Raw genomic sequence first — 18,086 nt, 5'->3', positions numbered from 1 at the left:
ATTATGAGTTAGCTCTAGGGGGATTAAATTGAAAACCTTCTATTATAGCATAGATTTTTTTTGCAAGAGGTCTAATGTACTCGCAAAGTCGGGTTAGCCGTGCCTAATTGTTGAATTGGCGTGGAGACTGGCAACTGACTTTGAGGTGCGGGCACCATTTCGCCTCGGAAGTCAAGGATGGTGACGAGCAGCAGATAGGCAACTGCTAAAATTATAGAAATCACCCCAGTGATAATAGCAATAATTTTTGAACGATCCATATTCAGAAAAATTTAAGTACAGCTAATATTAGTTTAACATTAAAAAGAGCAATTATCACTGAAGTTATGCAATAGAATATAATCAGGTGCTAGTTATTTCTCTGACAAAAATGGAACCTCTTGTAGATGCGCCAAATCCCACCGAGATGCACGGAGCTACCCCAGTGGTGGAAACATTTAATCTGGGGAAGTTCTACCGTACCGGCTTCTGGATGAATGAAAAAATTGAATCGCTCAAAAATTGCACTCTGACTGTCTCTGAGGGCGAAACTTTCGGGTTGTTAGGGCAAAATGGAGCGGGGAAAACTACGCTGCTGAAAACTTTGCTAGGTGTAGTGCGGCCCACTTCTGGCAGGGCGCTGCTGTTGGGGAAGCCTTTGGGCGATCGCACTGTGAAGCAGCGAGTCGGCTATTTGCCAGAAAATCCCTATTTTTACGATTATCTCACCGGCTGGGAATTCTTGCAATTTGCGGCGGGGTTATTTCAAATTCCCCCGTCAATTCAGCGACAGCGAATTCCGAATTTGCTAGATTTAGTTGGGCTATCTCAATCGGCGGCAATTAAAAAACAGTTGCGCCAGTATTCTAAGGGAATGCTGCAACGGATTGGCATGGCTCAAGCTTTGATTAACAATCCAGATGTGGTATTTTTAGATGAGCCGATGTCGGGTTTAGATCCGATGGGGCGCTATCAGATGCGGGAGATAATTTTATCGCTGAAAAATCAAGGAAAAACGATTTTTTTTAATTCGCATATATTGTCTGATGTGGAGAAGATTTGCGATCGAGTGGCAATTTTGGCGAAGGGTGAGTTAATTTGCATTGGTGCGATCGACGAACTCTTGGGTAATACTGAAACTTACCGGGTTGAAGGTAGGGGCGGCCACTTGAATATCCTGAAAAAATGGATACCGGATATGGAAGTTGATAATGATTTGTGGTATGGTCATTTGCAGGGCGAGCCGAAGGAGTTTCTTTCTAGTCTGAGTGGTACGGGAGGGCAGCTAATTGGGATGAATTTGGCTAAGCCTACTTTGGAAGAGTTTTTTATGCAGCAACTGCAAGAAAGAGGGATTTATTCTAGTGGTTGAAGTCCCTAAAATCGGCGGTTGAAACCGGGCGGTTGAAACCGCGGCTACACATACAAAGTCCGCCTTCGCGGACTAAGAAAACGGGCAAGATGCCCGTTCCACAGCACATCAAGTTTGTTGTGGGGTGTGCATATTGCCAGCCCTGACTAATAATAAGAAAACGGGCAAGATGCCCGATCCACAAAAGTTTAATTTTATTGTGGATTAGGCATCTTGCCCGCCTCTGAAAGCCTAATGTTTTTTACTTCTGTTAACAATGGCAACGGTAGATTTGCACATACTAACTCTGCACAATTCCACTGCCGCAGATACTCATAGACTTCAGAAATAATCGCATTTGCGGCATCTAAATCTCCTGCTTGAGAAGCATGATAGTGCGCTCTGATTAGGGGCTTAATATCCTCGATATCTTGCCATTCTGATTTAGGTTTGAGGGGAATGCTGATATAATAATTATAGGCTTGGCTGTGGGCGGTACGGAGATTTTCAGGATTTTGATTTAGCAGGTACTCGCCCTTTTCTCGGACTAGCGGATGCAAGTGATAGGATTTGAGGTGGCGATCGTAATATAGCAATTGCCTGCGCTTCAGTGCTTGAATAATATTTTCTTTAAGTTCATACTTGCTAACTTCTGGCATTTGAGCGCTCATTCCGGCAAAGGATAGCGGATATTCTGAGGTTTGATAGACTGAAATTCGGCTGAGACAAGTTTGCTCGCCGTCGCCCAGACGCGCTATCATTTCATCGATCGCTCTTTCAATATCTCGAATCAGCAACCAGTCTCTCTGGTGCAGAAAAATCCCGACATTTCCCTGAAACTCGGTATCATCTCGAATCAAGGCTGCGACGAGTTGTAAGGCTTTAGGATGTCCTGAATAGCGATCGCACATTTCGGCTAATTCTTCTGCATTCGCATTCAGATTAAAAGATTGCAATAGGGCAACTGCCGCATCTCGATCCAATCCGTTTAGCTGGATTTCGCGGGTGACTGTTGACGGCAATTCGGCTAAGCTTTCGCGACTGGTGAAAATAATTTTGCTTTGATGTTCTGTTTCTAATAACTGTTTGAATAACCAAGCATATTCTGCACAATCTTCGGCGAAATAACCCGCCGCTTTTGCCTCTCCTGTTTTCAAAAGTGTGTCGGCGCGATCGAAAACGAGCAAGCAAGGTTTTTCTCTGAGGATTTTGAGCAGATTGTCGGTTTTTTTGAAGTAGTCATTTTGAGCAGTTACGGCTGTGGTAATGTCGCCGTTGGAGAGGGTAAATAGCAGGGAGTCAATTGTGCGATCGAAGGGGGGTGCTTTGCCTGTTGCGGATTGCAAGGATTGCCAAGCGGCGCAGGTGAAGGGGGTTTTTTCTGTGTGGAGTTGGCGAATTATTTGGCTGACGAGGCTGGTTTTTCCGATGCCCGGTAATCCGACAATTGAGATGGCGGTGATATCTGAGTTAACGATCGTAGTTTTTAAGATGTCGATTTCTTTGGTGCGCTGTACCCAATTTCTGACGGGGGGTAAGTTTTCTGGGAGGGGGAAAGTGCGCTCGTTTTCACTGTCTTGGGGGATATCTGCGATCGCGGCGGCTAAAAGTGGCTCTGTTTTCTTGATCTTGTAGCCTTCAGCAATGTATTCCCAGTTTTCTATTTCTACTGCTTTGCAAATATTGATAAAGTTCTCTCGTCTAATTTCTATTTTCGCCCAAAACCGCTTTAAGGTAGCTGTTGAAACTAAAGCGGCAACACACCAGGCATCCTCAGTTTTATTCCATCCGAGATTGCGTCTTACCATGTCAATGATTTTTAGCCCTTCTTCGGATGCTCTGAGCAAACCTGCCATTGCGACTCCTCTACGGAAATTATGCCTTAGTAAAGAATATTACATGATTTTGTGAGCCAAAAAGTGAGCTAAATGAGCTAAATGAGCCAAATGAGCCTTTGATGTTGAGCCAAATGGTGAGCCGTTAAGCCTATACAGATTCAGGATTATGGAGTATTGTGAAATGATGTGTTTGGCTGTCAGCTACGTTTGACGGTGCATCTGGCGGGCGATCGGGGATACAGCTTATCTGCTGTTGGAGCAATGTAAAGTTTTATTACAAAAACTGGGCGAACTGCATAAAAAGCAGAGAAACGCCCTGATAGATATCTAGGAAGGCTTGCAGGGCGGGCTTTGCTGGTTTTGACGCAACTATATTTGTGAGGAGATGGGATTATGGTTAAGGTGAATTTCAATATATGGGGTAAGGAGAGAATAGTTCAATCTACTCCTAGCACACTGGGAGTAGATGATTCTGCATTAAGGTCTGCCAACCCAGTTGGCCTCCCTCAACCATTTGAAACAACTGCCGATAAAAATACTTATGTAATCATTCATGGATTTCAGAACCAGGGTGGTAATCAAGTTGACACCGGTGGTAATCCAAATAATCAATTTACACCTGAAACGTGGATGTCAGAAAGGGCTAAGGCTCTTCGAGAACGAGACCCTGATGCTAATATCATTTTGGTAGACTGGGAAGACGGTTCTAAACCTCCACTGGGACTTCCACTGCTACCAGACCAAGTACCCCTCCTTAGTTTAAGCACTTATGATCGAGCTGCGTCTAACACCAGAGAAGTCGGAGATCAACTTGCTCAGTATCTAAAAGCACGGAATCTTGACCCAAACAAAATAGAGCTTATGGGTCACAGTTTAGGCGCTCATGTATCAGGTTTTGCTGGTGCTAAATATAAAGAACTCACAGGCAACGAACTAAATCGCATCACTGGTTTAGACCCAGCAGGGCCTAATTTTGAAACTAGAAACACCGGATTTAGGTCAGTACCTGGAGCAGAACCTGGAACAGTGATTAGCATCCCAGAAGTGGAGCCAGTTCCTCCAAGTGATCGCTTAGATCCAGGTGATGCTACGAGAGTAGTGGTTATTCATACATCTAGCTTTCTGGGAAATGATTTGTTATTGGGAGAATTGGATTTTTTTGTTAATCCAAATAATTTTCTTCAACAGCCCGGAAACCTACCTGTTTTTGGTGGTATAGGCGGTAATCATGGCTACGCAAATGAACTGTATACACAGTTAATTAACGGAAATGTATTTCCTCAGTCAGATGGATCAAACTTCAACTATTTAAGGTTAAACTCTTCAGAAACTGGGAGAATTGATGTAGACACCACTAAGGTTTTCTTTGAAGGATCGACTTCCGGCACTTTTGACAACGGCGAAAATAAGAAAAGTTTAGGAACTCCTGCTGATGGAGATAGTGAAAGCTATGTGCGGTTTGACGGCAGGAAAACTGAGGGCAACGAATTTAGTGATGACCAGGAATTTAGTCGAGCCAAGGGAATTAGCACAGCCAGTGACATTCCTTTCAGCCTTGGCAATTTGACTTACCGCAATGGAATTACTTTTGAAGATTCAACCCCTAAAGGTGATTTTCCTCTCGATATCACGCTGTCTCTCACTAATCCTGTACCTAACACGCAGACTTTTAATTTCTCATTTAACTTGACTGCTACAGAAAATACAGGCGATCCTGTTAAAGATGCAGATATTCTTCGCTTTTCTGATTCTGGCATTTCTCAAGAGATAATTAAGTTCCCAGGTTCAACCGGAGTTTCAGGATATAGACTTGAGTTAGTAGGATTTTCGGCAGATGATGGCCAAACAACACTAGGGCGTTTTGACACCCCAGAACAACGTTTGTCTGATGCTCTATTGATTGGTAAAATTAAACCCGTATCTATTCTGGAAGAAGCAGCGGAAGGACCGATTGAGGCAATAAAAGAGCTACCAGGGAATATAAAAAATAAGATAGGACAGACTGTTAATGATTTTAATGGCAGAGTAGCGACTTTTAGTAAAGGCTTGTTGGATGGTTTATCTGTTAATGTGTCTGGCGTTCTTTTTCCCCCGCCACGAGTTGCCCAAAACTTAAAAGCCTCAGCCGAGCAAAATTCAAATTTTCAGATTACTGAAGCAGTCATGGCTCAATATCCCGGAGGGCTTCTAGGAACTGAAAGTAACGATAACATAATCGGTTCACCTGCGACAGATGTAGTATTAGCTGCGGAGGGTGCTGACACTCTTGAAGGTGCTGGTGAGGGCGATTATTTGCTGGGAGGAAAAGGTGACGATCGCATTTTAGGAGAGGATGCTAACGACATTCTAGGGGGCAATAAAGGTAATGATTTCGTATCCGGAGGTGTTGCTGATGATTTAGTGAGGGGAGGAAAAGGGAACGATCAAATCTTTGGCGATGATGGAGAAGATATCTTAATCGGTGAAAGAGGAACGGATCGCCTGACTGGTGGAGGTGGAAGCGATATTTTTATCCTGAGAACAGATACAGGTACAGAAGAAACGAATCCTGCTACTACTGATTGGTTAATTGACTTCAATGCTAGCGAGGGCGATATAATTGGCATCAATGGAGGCGTACCCATAGACATTCTCAGCTTCACTCCTAGTGATGTGAATCAAGATGACACTCCAGACACCATTATCCAATACACAGAAACCAGTCAAGTTTTTGGTGTGTATACAAATATCTTTGGTGTCGTCATTAACACGCCGCCAGATATTGTGAAAAGTTCCTCGTTCAGTATACCCTTGAACGACCCAATCACCCAGATAGGAATGCTGTAGGAAATTCGCCGAATTGTTGCGTCACAGCAATATTAAGAAGTGCGCTCGCCCTTATCCCATCCTCATTAACCCACCTTCATCTGCGGTTGCTAAAAAGTGCGCTCGCCCTTACGACAAAAAGTGCGATCGCCCCTCTTTTCTGCTGGATTTACTGTCTTGAACCATTAACCAAAGACAAGCCGCACTTGATGTGACACATTCAATACCAGTCTGCGATCGCAAGTCCAAAAACTCTCGAAAACTCCTTAACATTGTGGGTAACGAGGGTTGCTTGAAGCGAAGCGGCTGTCCCTGCAATCAAAACATCAATTGGGCCGATCGGAGTACCTTGTTCCTCCAATTGAGCGCGGATTGTGGCAGCAGCAAGAGCAGAATCGCGATCGAAAGGAACAAGGTTAACTCGGCTCAAAAGTTGCTGAAGTTGTTGGGTACGTTTTGCAGGCGAAGTAGATTTAGCAATACCCACTTGCAACTCAAACAGGACAATCGCGGAAATGCCAATTTCTTGAGGAGATACATTGGCAAGGTTTTGGGCAACTTGTCCTTGTCCTTTGAAATAGTAAATTAATGTATTTGTATCCAAAATGTACATCTAGAAGCTCTCCCGCAAGATGTCTTCCCCCGACTCGGCACGAATCTCTTCCAGAGTAGGAAAGTCTTCTGCCCATGTTCCAGCTAGGGAATAAACCAATTCTGTCCAAGGAGTTAAAGAATCTACTGTGTCGGTGGATTGGTTCTCATTTAGGTACTTGGCACGAATAAACTCAGCGAAAGTGAGAATTTCGCTAGCTTGGTTTTCGGGAAGGGTTTTGACGATCGCGTAAATCTGTTCAATGATAGTCATAATCTGGTGATAAATAAACTGTCGTTAAATTTTATTTTAGCAATAGCGATCGGCTTTTTCGTGTCAGTTTTCATCTGGTTCAAAAAAGTGCGATTGCCCTTAATCCCTCCCCGTTCATCTGCCTTCATCTGCGGTTCAAAAAAGAGCGATCGCCCTTAACACAAAAAGTGCGATCGCCCCTTTCAATTCCTAACCAGAAATCACCTCACTCAAAAGATGAGCCTGAGAACCCTCAAGCCGAGGCCCATGAATTTGCACCACCAGAGAAGCCAAATAATTGCCCCAGCGAGCCGCTTGTGTAGAACTCAAACCATTAGTAATTCCAAACAAAACACCGCCAGCAAAAGCATCTCCAGCACCCACAGTATCGATCGCCTTTACCGGAAATCCAGCCACATCAACAATCTGTTTGTTCTCCACCACCATGCAGCCTTTATCCCCATTAGTGATAAAAGCCAAATCCGAAATCTCGCTCATTTTCCGAGCGCACTCTTCCAGGGATTCCTCCTTAAAAAAGCTCCGAACTTCATCAGCATTGCAAAAAATTACATCGCAATATTCCGAAACCACCTTGTGAAAATCATCAGCAAATCGATCGACTAAAAAGCCATCCGAAAAAGTAAAAGCCACCTTCACGCCCAGACGCTTAGACTTTTCCATCGTCTCAATGCTAGCCTTTCTAGGGTCTGGAGCATCCCACAGATAGCCCTCAACATAACTGTACTTGCAGTGAGCTAGTCGATCGACATCAATATCAGTCGCAGCCAGAGTAGTAGAAACACCCAAATTAGTACACATCGTGCGTTCCGCATCCGGCGTAGTCAGCACAACACAAGTACCAGTAGGCCCGTTCGACTCAGCAGCAGGATGCACGTTAAAATCAATCCCCGCCGCCAGCAAATCTTGGCGGTAAAATTCGCCGTTAGTATCCTTAGCAACCTTCCCCGAATAATACGCTTTACCGCCGCTCTGAGCCAAACCAATCATCGTATTTGCCGCCGAACCCCCCGATCGCATTTGTAGGGAATTGTGCTCTAAATCGTGCAAAATCCCCCCCTGGGTTTCCGAATTCATCAGCGTCATCCCGCCGCGATTCAGGCCGTGGCCGAGTACAAATTCATCTTCTACCAATGCTAGGATGTCTACCAGGGCATTGCCTACGCCAAACACATCCACCGAACGGGAATCTTGATTGTTTTCTGTCATCAGTAATTTTTGGTTTACACTAATTATCAACTTTATAATAAATCGACTTCAACTCAACATCTATTTTCTTTAAATTATCTTTATCTCAATCCCCAAGCCCAAATCGAGCTAATCCAAAATTCAAAATCTAAAATCCCAAATCTAAAATCTAAAATCGATATGACTGATACTTGTCTCCCACCTCTGATTCAGCAAATGTTGCAGCCCGGGTTTTACCCGCACGGGGTGACAGAACCAGTGCAGCTAATTCAGACTCATGCTTCCTTTGTTTTGCTGACAGGAGATTATACTTACAAACTCAAGAAACCAGTCAATTTTGGCTTTTTGGACTATTCAAGTTTGGAGAAACGGCAGCATTTTTGCAACGAAGAATTGCTGCTGAACCGACGCACTGCTCCGGAAATTTATCTAGAAGTTTTGCCAATTATTCAAATTGGGGATTCGTTTCAATTGGGCAGCAACTTACCTGCCATAAATTATACTACAGAAAATGCGGTAGAATCTGTGCTAAAAATGCGGGAGTTTCCTCAAGATACGCTGTTGCTTAGTTTGTTGGAACGCGGACTGTTAACAGAGCAACTTATGGCAGACTTAGGGCGGGAAGTTGCCAAGTTTCACAGCACGGCAATTAGTAATAGCTATATTCGGACATTTGGCGAAGTCATTCAGATTCGGACTGCAATAGACAACAATTACCTGATTTCCCAAAAATATATCGGCGGGCCGCAGAGTCAGACACAATATGAGGAAACTAAAAATTATACTAATGCGTTTTTTGCGAACAACCCAAAGTTATTTAACCGACGGATTGCCAATAATAAAATTCGCGAGTGCCACGGAGATTTGCACTTGAGGAATATAGCATTCTGGCAAGATAAAATCTTATTGTTCGACTGCATTGAATTTAACGAGCAGTTTCGCTTTGTTGACGTGATGTACGATGTCGCTTTTACAGTAATGGATTTGGAATCGCGCGGGCGCAGAGACTTGGGCAATGCTTTTCTCAATACTTACATCGAACAAACAGGGGATTGGGAAGGACTGCCACTGTTGCCTCTGTATTTGAGCCGTCAAGCTTATGTTAGAGCGAAAGTAACTTCGTTAATGTTGGACGATGCCGCTATTTCAACAGCCCAAAAAGCAGAGATTTCACAGACAGCAGCTCATTACTATAAACTGGCTTGGGAATACACACAACCGCACCGGGGAAAGTTAACTTTGATGTCGGGTTTGTCGGGTTCTGGCAAGAGTACAGCAGCTCGATATTTGGCTCGCCGCACTGGGGCAATTCACATTCGCTCCGATGCTGTTCGCAAACATTTAGGCGGAATTCCTTTAAATGAACGCGGGGGGCAAGATTTGTACTCGGATGAAATGACCGCGCAGACTTATGGTAGATTGTTAGAGTTGGGGATAATTCTGGCTGACCGAGGTTGGGATGTGATTTTAGATGCAAAGTTCGATCGCCAAAACTGGAGAACTGATGCGATTAATCAGGCTCAATCCCACGGCTTCCCCCTGCAAATCATTTACTGCACCGCACCAATTGAAGTATTGCGAGAACGACTGCAACAGCGCAGGGGCGATATTGCCGACGCGACAGCAGAACTATTGAGTTCGCAGCAAGCAGCTTTTGAACCTTTTACAGAATTAGAGCAAATTTCTGTAAACATTGTAGATACCGCGCAAGACTTAGAGGTACAATTAAACTTGATTTTTAGGGATTAGTTGCAGATCGATCGCCCTTGGCCATTTGATTGTCTGCTAATATTGTAAATATCTTTCTGTTTTATTACAAAAAAAAGTTGCAGCTCATGCCAAAATTTACCGGAGACTCCAAGGGGTTTAGCCCCGCCCTGATATGGTTTGTGTTGTTTACCGTTGGGTTTCGCTTAGTAGGATGTACGCTGCCCCTGAGTCTAGGCCTTGGTGTCATCGGTGGCGTGGCAGCAGGTTTAATTGTCGCTTGGTGGCACAACGAATTACTACTCAACCCGAATATGGGTTCCAAGGATAAAAACTCGGATGCTATCCTCAATAAAGAAGTAGTGGAAACGGAGGGCAGACAATATAGCAAAACCTCTAGGCGTGAAGCTGCTACATTCTTTGACTGGTTGTCTGGGCCAGAGGATCGTCGCTAGCTTTAGTCATTAGTCATTAGTTAACAGTTAACAGTCACTAATGCCCTTCGGCCCAATACCCAATACTTCGGCTACGCGAGCGTACTTCCAATGCCAAATTCCCAATAGAATGTTTGTATTTCTATCGAAACTCTTGCCGCTGTTTATTTATCCTTTGGGGTTGAGTTGCCTGTTAATGATGGCGGCTTTAATCACACTTTGGAAGCGTCCAAAATGGGCGGCGGCGCCAATTGCTGCGGCTCTAATTATTTTACTGCTCGGAAGTAGCGGTTGGGTTTCAAAATCCTTAGTTCGATCGCTCGAATGGCAAAACTTACCAACCGCCGAACTCCCCCAAGCTGAAGCGATTATCGTCTTGGGCGGCGGTGTCAAAGCAGCTTTACCTCCCCGTCCTTGGGTAGAAGTAGCGGAAGCGGGCGATCGAATAATCTACGGTTCCCGACTTTACAAGCAAGGCAAAGCTTCCCTGCTAATTCTCAGCGGCGGTAGAGTAGATTGGAAAGGCGGCGGGGCTCCCGAATCGGCAGACATGGCAGAAATTGCCCAAACAATGGGTGTACCGGCATCAGCAATTCTGCAAGACCCCGATTCACACAACACTTATCAAAATGCCGTCAACGTGCGGAAAATTTTAGATGCTAAAGCTATAAAAGGGCCGGTTTTGCTAGTGACATCGGCGATGCACATGACTCGATCGCTCTTAATTTTCCAGCGTCAGGGAATAAAAGTTATTGCCGCACCAACAGACTTTCAGATCACACAGCAGGATATCGCAGCATCCCAAAACAATTGGCAAGCAGTCGCCTTGGATTTATTGCCGGATACCTATCAGTTAAACCAGTCAACTAAAGCTTTGAAAGAATACATCGGCTTAATCGTTTATCGGCTGCGGGGATGGCTTTAACAGAATTTTAGATTTGGGATTGTGGATGAAAGAATTTAAGTAGTCTCAACCGTGAAGTCACTTCCAAAATCCAAAATAGATTGAGTGTGTTAGCTTAAAGTCATTACAGCCAATATTAGCCACAGTCGCCCCCAAACAATCATGCTGCCCCACGAGTTGCAAAACATTGCCCCAGAACCGACTCCCGCGGCCGAAATTTTTCAGAGACACCAAATTGTCCGCGAGTTTTACGATGAAATTAAGTACCGTCAAGAACTAGAACTTCACTGCCAGTGGTATTACGCTACAGCCAAGCAGCATCAGCAGGAATTGCAGAAAATGCAGGGAGATTTGAATATCTTCGGTTGGTTTAACCGGGGACGGTCGAAAAATTAAGGTTTAAATAAAAAAGATGGTTTGTAGTAAGGACTTTAGTCCCGCCGATCGACTAAAAGCCACAAAAAAACCTCAAGTCCTCACTACAAACTGTACAACAGTTATATGACTCCCGCCCAAAAACGGATACTTGCGAAGCACAGGAGTCGCGATCAGCGCAAAATTTTAGACCTTAGTTCAAGCTTCCAGATTCATCGGTGGAGTAAATCTAAAATCTAAAATCTAAAATCTAAAATCTAGAATCGACGGACGGGATTTGATATTGTCTTTGGGCTCCGGCTTCTACTTTGGAGACAGCTAGACTTCCGAAGATATCAATTCGACCTCATCCTCTTTCAGGTGAGCTCGAAATTTTTTGTCAAATTGTACTAGAACCGGCCAATTAGCACTGACAGGTCGGCCGTGCCATTCGTGAACGATCGCCACGACTTCTCCTTCCATACCCTTAATATCAAATGGTTGACTGCGATTTTGAGGGTGGTGGTAGACAACAACAGAGTTTTTAATGCAAACGCGATCGCCAACTTTCATAGACTTATATTTAGTGTTCTCTCTTCAAAACTCTGCAAAGCTTACGGGTGCTTAACACTTGTACGCTTTGCCGACAGTTTTCTTATCTTCCCACAAGTAGAGCGAAAACTTAAACAAAGTTGGCGCTTCCCTGTCGGTGCTTCGATCCCCAGCCGCGATCCACGTCAGCCGAAATGTTGATCCATTCTCGGTTGAACCCGCAGGCCCGATCGAGATTTAAACTGCGATCGGGCGGATTCTCAAGGGCGGGAATTGATTTCCTTGGCTAATCGAGAAACGATTAACTTAACTGATTTAACCAACACTCAACATCAACAGCCAAGGTTTGACCCAACTCCAGCAACTGCCGGATCGAAGACAACTCCCAGCCACCGCCTGAACGCGCAATCTCCAAGGCAACGGCAGCCCCCGCAGTTTCGTCCGCCGAGGCATCTTGCCGTTGCAGCCAGCCCAAACACAGAGGCACAATTTGACTGTACAGAGAATCGAAATACAGTTCCTGCGATTTGTCCAAACACAAACCCAGACTCAGCCGATCGCCCACCGCAATCAAACGCTCGATCGTGCGGATATCAGCTTCCAACTTGACAGGCGAGCGCTCATCCACGCCCGCTCCTGCTTGCAGCAGCGCGTCTAGCGATCGCCAAACCAGCTTTTCCAAAATTTCCTTGACTTCGGGAACGTTCAACCGACAGCGGAGATGGCCGCTTTCAGTGGCGATCGCCTCAATTTCTGCCAGCAGCGGTTCCACATCCTCCGTTTCCACTTCCAGGGCCTTAGCCGCCGTCAAACAGCGGTGTCCCAAAGCCACCTCAGCAGCCACCTGCAACTCTACAGGCACCTGCAGATCGTCGCGGTGGAACGCCATTATCACCCCGTAATTTTCCCGGTAAACCTGAGTGTAAAGCTGATCCAACCGAGTCAAATTTTCCTGACTCAGCAACTGCACGATCCGGTGGCGTTCCTCCGCAAATAAATCCCGCAAGCTAAAGGACTGATCCCCAAACAGGCGCACCATTTCCAGAATCGCGTGGGACGCCGAAGCTTCTTGCATAACTCCAAACAACCGCTCTTTGAGCATAGTGTAAGACCGGCGGCTGCCAAAAGGCTGAATGCAGCAGTGGAAGTCCCAGCCGCCGAGGTGCAACGCAGCAAACACAAAAACCTCTGTTTCCCGCGTAATTTCCGAGGTTAACTGCAATTGACCCACAGCCAGAGTCATCGAGCCCATGCGCTGAATTTGGAAATCTTCCTGCTCGGCCTGATAGCAGTAAAGTCGCTCTTCGCGGGAAAATTTGGCAAACAGAGAACTGATTGCGTAGTGGGCGGCCACTTGTCTGAGACTAATTTGGGCGGTCACCACCAGTTGGCGGTAAACTTCTGCCCCTGTTTTAAAACACTCAACGTTGCTGGGTACGAGGGCTAGTTGAGCGACAAAATCCTTTTCTAGCTGGACGCCGGTAACTTCCGCCGCCAATTCCAGCGCCCGGGCCGCGTAGCGCAGAATTTGCACGCCTTCTGGCCGCGAGATTTCTTCAAAAAACCAGCCGCAGCTAGTGAACATTAACAGGGCGTGGCGCTGCATTTCCAGCAGTCGCAGGGCGTCCACCTGTTCGGCGTCGTCGAGGGGGCGAACTTGATGGCGTTCGAGGAAACTGTCAACGTTAGCGGGCGATCGATCCCGGATAACCTCAATATATTCATCTCTGGCTTTCCAGGGATCGCTCAACAGCTTGCGCCCGGCTTCTTCGTAAATCGGAATCAGTCGATCGCGCAGCCAATTCAGAGTATCCCGCAGAGGGCGGCGCCATTTGAGGTGCCATCCGCCGCCACCACCGCAGCCGCAATCATCTTGCCAGCGATCGACCCCGTGAGAACAACTCCAGGCCGTCACGGGTTTGAGTTCCACTTCCCAAGCGCTCGGATTTTGACTTAAATAATGAGCAAAATTCGTCACCGTCCAGCCTCGGCGGGGAAACTCTTCTGTGAAGGCGTAGGCGAGGCATTTTTCCGTACTGTTTTTGTGGTGGCCGAAAGTTTCGCCGTCCGTCGCCACGCAGATTAATTGAGCCGGTCGGTGGTCTCCTCGTACTGCTTGACCCAAGCGCCCGACCAAATGGTGGCTGCTGCTGAGAACGTCATTGAAGCCCATATCCCGCGAGATCGGGCCATCGTAGAAAAAGATATCAATGTAGGGAGTGTTGGCAGTTGGGGCTGGAGAATTTTGGGAGTGCTGGCGGCCAAAATAGTGAGTGCTCAGCGGCGAGAGTTGGTGGTCAGCCATCAACCGCATTTCTGGTTTCAAATAGCAGCGGTACGGGCGAGTCGGATCGATTTGACCCCCGCCGACTTCGTGCCATTCGGAATTTTGCCCTGGTTCCCCTTCGTGGTTTTGCCCGATTAGCGGGCGGCAGCGTTCGGCTTGGGAGGGGGCTAAGACAATGAAGCGGATGCCTTCAGCGACTAAAACTTCAAGGGTGGCGTAGTCTACGGCGGTTTCGGCGAGCCACATTCCTTCGGGATCGCGATTGAATCGGGAGCGGAAATCTGCGATCCCCCAGCGAATTTGGGTGTATTTGTCTCGCTCGTTAGCGAGGGGCATGATGATGTGATTGTAGACTTGGGCGATCGCGTTGCCGTGACCGTTGAGACGCTGACAGCTTTTGCGATCGGCTTCCAGAATCCGCTGGTAGACTTCCGCGTCGTAGCGTTCCAGCCAGCTCATCAGTGTAGGCCCGATGTTGAAGCTCATATACTCGTAGTTGTTGACGATCCCCGCGACTTCGCCGCGGTCGTTGAGTATGCGGGCAAAGGCGTTGGGGCGGTAGCACTCAATGTCAATGCGTTCGTTCCAGTCGTGGGCGGGAGAGGCGCTGGCTTGGCGTTCGATCGCGTCCAGGTAAGGGTTTTCCCGGGGTGGCTGGTAAAAGTGACCGTGAACCGTCACGCACACCCCAGTTGCAGCAGCCACGCTGGTTTGGGTTGCAGCCGTTACGGTTGGCGAAGACAAAGGCAGCACATCGGATTGAGTAGTAGAAATCGAAACCATGCGATCGAATCCTCAAGTAGTTAAAGACAATAAAATCAGCCTAATTAGAAACTGAAACCTTACGCAGCAAGAGTTACAGCTACGCATCTGTTAGGGCTAAATTTGGCTGACAAGTTTTGATACATTTGTAGTATTGCGAGCAAAGCATTCGTTCCAAGATACCAACCGTCGATCCCTGGTTTTTTTGCCAATGCTTTGCTGTTGAAAGAGTTAAAAAATGTAGCTTTTGCTGCTTTTTGGCACTTGCGACCCATTTCGGGTTAGTGCTTGCAGCCCTGCTCATTGAGAGTTTCATTTACCTTGCTGGATTGTAAAGTCTTATTCATTAAATAGCAACTTTTCGCCGGAAAGATTTAATTTTTGGCAATAAATCTTGGCGGTTGTGGATATCGGTTTAATGCCCGATGGATTTATAGAATAAGAGTATTGCCCGAGTTTCGCATCATACTTTAGGTGCTTTTTACCTAAGTTCTGGAGAAGTTAGGCCGGTTGGGTTAGGGCGGGGCAGATTGGCTGCAAATGTACTTTCCAGAAGACTTGTAACACTGGTGCGGAGTCAAAAGGCAACAAAAAAGCAAAAGGGTAAGTGTTATGTTTTAACTCCTGAGAGGTATGTGGGGGCGGAGGCCTGGGAGGAGGAGGAGGAGGGTTTGGACGAGAAGATGCTGCATTTGACGGCGAAGTTGGAGAGGCCATTTGCCGAGAGTGCCAAGTGAGAGGCGATTATTCGGGAAAATCGGCAGAGGGTGGGTTCTGGCGGATAGTTCGTCAATTGCTGAAGATTATCATGATTTTTTGCGAGAACTTAAGGAACGTATTGTGCAATATCAAGTGCGGGCCGTACTTTTTAGGCAAAGAAGCGCAATAGCGAGAATTAGAGAAAGCTTTAATCGATCGCATCCCCGATTTTTTGCTAGAGTTGAGTGTGGGATTTGTTTTAAATCAATAAATTAATGGAAGCAGAAACCTAATTATGTTAACCTCAAGCAATTTTAAGAAATACCTCGATCAGTTTAATGAACTTATAGCTGAGGGAGAGGCCATGTACAAAGCAATAAAAGTCAGACCCGGAGAATATTATCAACCCAGATATTACGGTGAACCAGTTAGACAAGCGCCTGAAAGATATGTCTTGGATGGAGATTATGATTGGGAAAAGTGGCAGACTAACTACAAGTTACTGCTAGAGCAAGTTATCCCATTAACTAACAGTCAGCGAACCTCATTAATTGAAGTATCCTCGCACTTCGGGAATCTTAAAAGGACTTTAGAGGCTCATCTGGCAAAGTTGAAGGCACTTAAAGAAAATTACGAAAAAGGGTTGCTCATGTCTTCTCAATCTGCTTTAGGCTCCTTTAGCTTGGAAGATGTTAGCAAATTATTAAAACGAGTTCCAGCGGGACTTCGACGTTGGACATGGGAAGAAAAGCCACGCACAAAGGGCGGTACACCTCGGCAATGGTACATAGAAAATGAATATCACGTGCAAAATTTGCTATATTTTTTATTAGCTGCGGTGTTCGCCGATATCAGAGAAGAAGAATATACTAGATCGGTAGGGCAGAAAAAACCAAGAGTAGACCTAGAAATTCCCTCGCTTAAATTGGTTATTGAAATCAAGTTCTGGTATCGCAATGACAAGCCCCAAAAAATTATTGGAGAAATTGCCGAAGATACGTCTTTATACCTAGCTCAAGGCTCCCCCCACGAGCAAATGATTGCTTTTATCTGGGATGACTCTTGCAGGACAGAAGAACACGACTTATTAGATAGTGGACTCAAAAATTTGAAAGGTATTTTTGACGTAGTTATAGTTTCTCGTCCAGGGCGTATGGCAGACTATACATCAGTAATCAATGAACAAGATAATGAATAATTAGCTATTTTGTAAAAGCCTGTTTAAAATTATCGAGGTTAAAATAAGCGTGGTTCTGAACACCCAAAAAGAGGAATTCAGCTATGCTTATGTCTATGCGGTAACAGCCGCGGCAAGCTACTCATTCCACATAGCCCCGCGTCCCTTAGATGCAGAAGGAGTTGACGTAATTATTACAGGTTTGGGACCATCACAATCAACGCGCCGCCCTCGCCTAGATGTCCAAATAAAATGCACCTCCAGAAAATGACTGGATAATGAAATTATCCGATATCCCCTAGAAGTTAAAAACTATGAAGAATTAAGGCTAGAAAACCCTTTCGTTCCCCGCATTCTGATTATCGTTTTAGTACCCGACAGCCAAGAGGATTGGTTGCGCCAATCTCAACAAGAACTCTCCCTGCGCTATTGTGGCTACTGGGCATCATTGCGCGGGCTACCGCCCACCCAAAATCAAAACACTGTCACTGTTCAAATACCCACACAAAACATTTTCAACACAGACGCTTTAAAAACTCTCATGCAGCGCATTGAATCAGGAGAACTCCTATGATAGTAACAGTCCGCGACCCCGCTATTCTCAAAACCTTAGAACCGCCTCAAGTCGCTGCTTATTTACAAAAACACGGATGGCACGAACAAAGCCGAGACGGTGACAAATCATCCATCTGGGCTCGCAAGAATCAAGCAGGCGAAGACTACGAAGTTTTGTTAGCTCTCAAGCCAGAAATCAGCGGTTTTGCTCTGCGGATGTACGAAGTCATGGAAACCCTAGAAATTGTCGAAAATCGCTCTCAAATTGAAATATTAGCAGACTTGATTACCTCACTCCCCAATATGACCTTACAGGGAATTGTCATGCAAGTTCACACCCCGAACACCGACAAATTAAGTGGCGAAATAACCTTAATAGGCGTCATTGCTGACAAATTGCGGAAAATTCAAACTTCACTCGCAGACAAAGATTATATCCTGGCGATTAAAGCTTATCAAGAACGCTTACCGATTCTCTGTAGCGGTGACTTAATCAAAGACAACAACGCCTTCATCCTCAAAAATCCCCACAACTTAACTCTCGATGAATTGTCGTAACAATACTCCGGACAGTTTTTAAAGAGGGATGCGACGCCTACGGCAAGCAACGCTTACGCAATAAATCACAGAAG

16 protein-coding genes and 1 pseudogene are annotated in these 18,086 nt (G+C 45.8%); 9 read left to right on the top strand and 8 right to left on the bottom strand.

What is annotated here, in order from left to right:
- Positions 1 to 71 precede the first annotated feature (71 nt).
- On the bottom strand, positions 72 to 260 hold the full coding sequence (locus QUA70_RS25175) for a hypothetical protein (protein ID WP_333334761.1): 189 nt from the start codon (positions 258 to 260) through the stop codon (positions 72 to 74).
- Positions 261 to 370: 110 nt separating this feature from the next.
- On the opposite strand from QUA70_RS25175, the gene QUA70_RS25170 reads away from it, so the two are divergent.
- Positions 371 to 1,351 carry an ABC transporter ATP-binding protein gene (locus QUA70_RS25170; protein WP_333334762.1) on the top strand — a complete coding sequence of 327 codons (981 nt, stop codon included), beginning with the start codon at positions 371 to 373 and terminating at the stop codon, positions 1,349 to 1,351.
- Between the two features lie 194 nt (positions 1,352 to 1,545).
- Here the strand turns inward: QUA70_RS25170 and QUA70_RS25165 are convergent, their stop codons facing one another.
- Positions 1,546 to 3,186 carry an NB-ARC domain-containing protein gene (locus QUA70_RS25165; RefSeq protein WP_333334764.1) on the bottom strand — a complete coding sequence of 547 codons (1,641 nt, stop codon included), beginning with the start codon at positions 3,184 to 3,186 and terminating at the stop codon, positions 1,546 to 1,548.
- Between the two features lie 375 nt (positions 3,187 to 3,561).
- Here QUA70_RS25165 and QUA70_RS25160 point away from each other — a divergent pair, with 375 nt between their 5' ends.
- Entirely contained in the window at positions 3,562 to 5,994 is a 2,433-nt protein-coding gene (locus tag QUA70_RS25160) for a choice-of-anchor K domain-containing protein (RefSeq protein ID WP_333334766.1), read from the top strand.
- 199 nt (positions 5,995 to 6,193) lie between these two features.
- On the opposite strand, the gene QUA70_RS25155 is transcribed toward QUA70_RS25160, so the two are convergent.
- The 3 genes from QUA70_RS25155 to QUA70_RS25145 all read right to left on the bottom strand — a co-directional run bounded on the left by QUA70_RS25155 (position 6,194) and on the right by QUA70_RS25145 (position 8,044).
- A complete protein-coding gene (locus QUA70_RS25155; protein ID WP_333334768.1) occupies positions 6,194 to 6,586 on the bottom strand; it encodes a type II toxin-antitoxin system VapC family toxin in 393 nt (130 codons plus the stop codon).
- Entirely contained in the window at positions 6,587 to 6,838 is a 252-nt protein-coding gene (locus tag QUA70_RS25150; protein WP_333315949.1) for a DUF2281 domain-containing protein, read from the bottom strand.
- A 189-nt stretch (positions 6,839 to 7,027) separates the two neighbouring features.
- Positions 7,028 to 8,044, bottom strand: a complete 1,017-nt coding sequence (locus QUA70_RS25145) for an adenosine kinase (RefSeq protein ID WP_333334770.1) — start codon at positions 8,042 to 8,044, stop codon at positions 7,028 to 7,030.
- 159 nt (positions 8,045 to 8,203) lie between these two features.
- On the opposite strand from QUA70_RS25145, the gene QUA70_RS25140 reads away from it, so the two are divergent.
- From QUA70_RS25140 to QUA70_RS25125, 4 genes are all read left to right on the top strand, one after another.
- Positions 8,204 to 9,772, top strand: a complete 1,569-nt coding sequence (locus QUA70_RS25140; RefSeq protein ID WP_333350593.1) for an AAA family ATPase — start codon at positions 8,204 to 8,206, stop codon at positions 9,770 to 9,772.
- Between the two features lie 86 nt (positions 9,773 to 9,858).
- Entirely contained in the window at positions 9,859 to 10,185 is a 327-nt protein-coding gene (locus QUA70_RS25135; protein WP_333350595.1) for a hypothetical protein, read from the top strand.
- A 109-nt stretch (positions 10,186 to 10,294) separates the two neighbouring features.
- Positions 10,295 to 11,089 (top strand): YdcF family protein, encoded by a 795-nt coding sequence (locus QUA70_RS25130; RefSeq protein ID WP_333350597.1) that lies wholly within the window; start codon positions 10,295 to 10,297, stop codon positions 11,087 to 11,089.
- Positions 11,090 to 11,230: 141 nt separating this feature from the next.
- On the top strand, positions 11,231 to 11,464 hold the full coding sequence (locus QUA70_RS25125) for a hypothetical protein (protein ID WP_333047608.1): 234 nt from the start codon (positions 11,231 to 11,233) through the stop codon (positions 11,462 to 11,464).
- Between the two features lie 297 nt (positions 11,465 to 11,761).
- On the opposite strand, the gene QUA70_RS25120 is transcribed toward QUA70_RS25125, so the two are convergent.
- The 3 genes from QUA70_RS25120 to QUA70_RS25110 form a co-directional block, all read right to left on the bottom strand.
- Entirely contained in the window at positions 11,762 to 11,995 is a 234-nt protein-coding gene (locus QUA70_RS25120) for a ferredoxin-thioredoxin reductase variable chain (protein ID WP_333047607.1), read from the bottom strand.
- A 280-nt stretch (positions 11,996 to 12,275) separates the two neighbouring features.
- Entirely contained in the window at positions 12,276 to 15,044 is a 2,769-nt protein-coding gene (locus QUA70_RS25115) for a DUF3536 domain-containing protein (protein ID WP_333350598.1), read from the bottom strand.
- A 59-nt stretch (positions 15,045 to 15,103) separates the two neighbouring features.
- On the bottom strand, positions 15,104 to 15,298 hold the full coding sequence (locus QUA70_RS25110) for a hypothetical protein (RefSeq protein ID WP_333410715.1): 195 nt from the start codon (positions 15,296 to 15,298) through the stop codon (positions 15,104 to 15,106).
- Between the two features lie 719 nt (positions 15,299 to 16,017).
- On the opposite strand from QUA70_RS25110, the gene QUA70_RS25105 reads away from it, so the two are divergent.
- The 3 genes and pseudogenes from QUA70_RS25105 (at position 16,018) to QUA70_RS25095 (ending at position 18,012) form a co-directional block, all read left to right on the top strand.
- Positions 16,018 to 16,920, top strand: a complete 903-nt coding sequence (locus QUA70_RS25105) for a PD-(D/E)XK nuclease domain-containing protein (RefSeq protein WP_333334780.1) — start codon at positions 16,018 to 16,020, stop codon at positions 16,918 to 16,920.
- Positions 16,921 to 16,969: 49 nt separating this feature from the next.
- A pseudogene (locus tag QUA70_RS25100) lies at positions 16,970 to 17,473 on the top strand (DUF4365 domain-containing protein).
- Positions 17,470 to 18,012 (top strand): hypothetical protein, encoded by a 543-nt coding sequence (locus QUA70_RS25095; RefSeq protein WP_333334782.1) that lies wholly within the window; start codon positions 17,470 to 17,472, stop codon positions 18,010 to 18,012. The pseudogene QUA70_RS25100 and the gene QUA70_RS25095 overlap by 4 nt, the downstream one beginning before the upstream one ends.
- Positions 18,013 to 18,086: the final 74 nt, after the last annotated feature.

The organism is Microcoleus sp. LAD1_D5 (genome assembly GCF_036702115.1).
Lineage (GTDB): Bacteria > Cyanobacteriota > Cyanobacteriia > Cyanobacteriales > Microcoleaceae > Microcoleus.
Note: the sequence above shows the minus strand (reverse complement) of the source record. Positions and strands in the feature narration are given on the sequence as shown.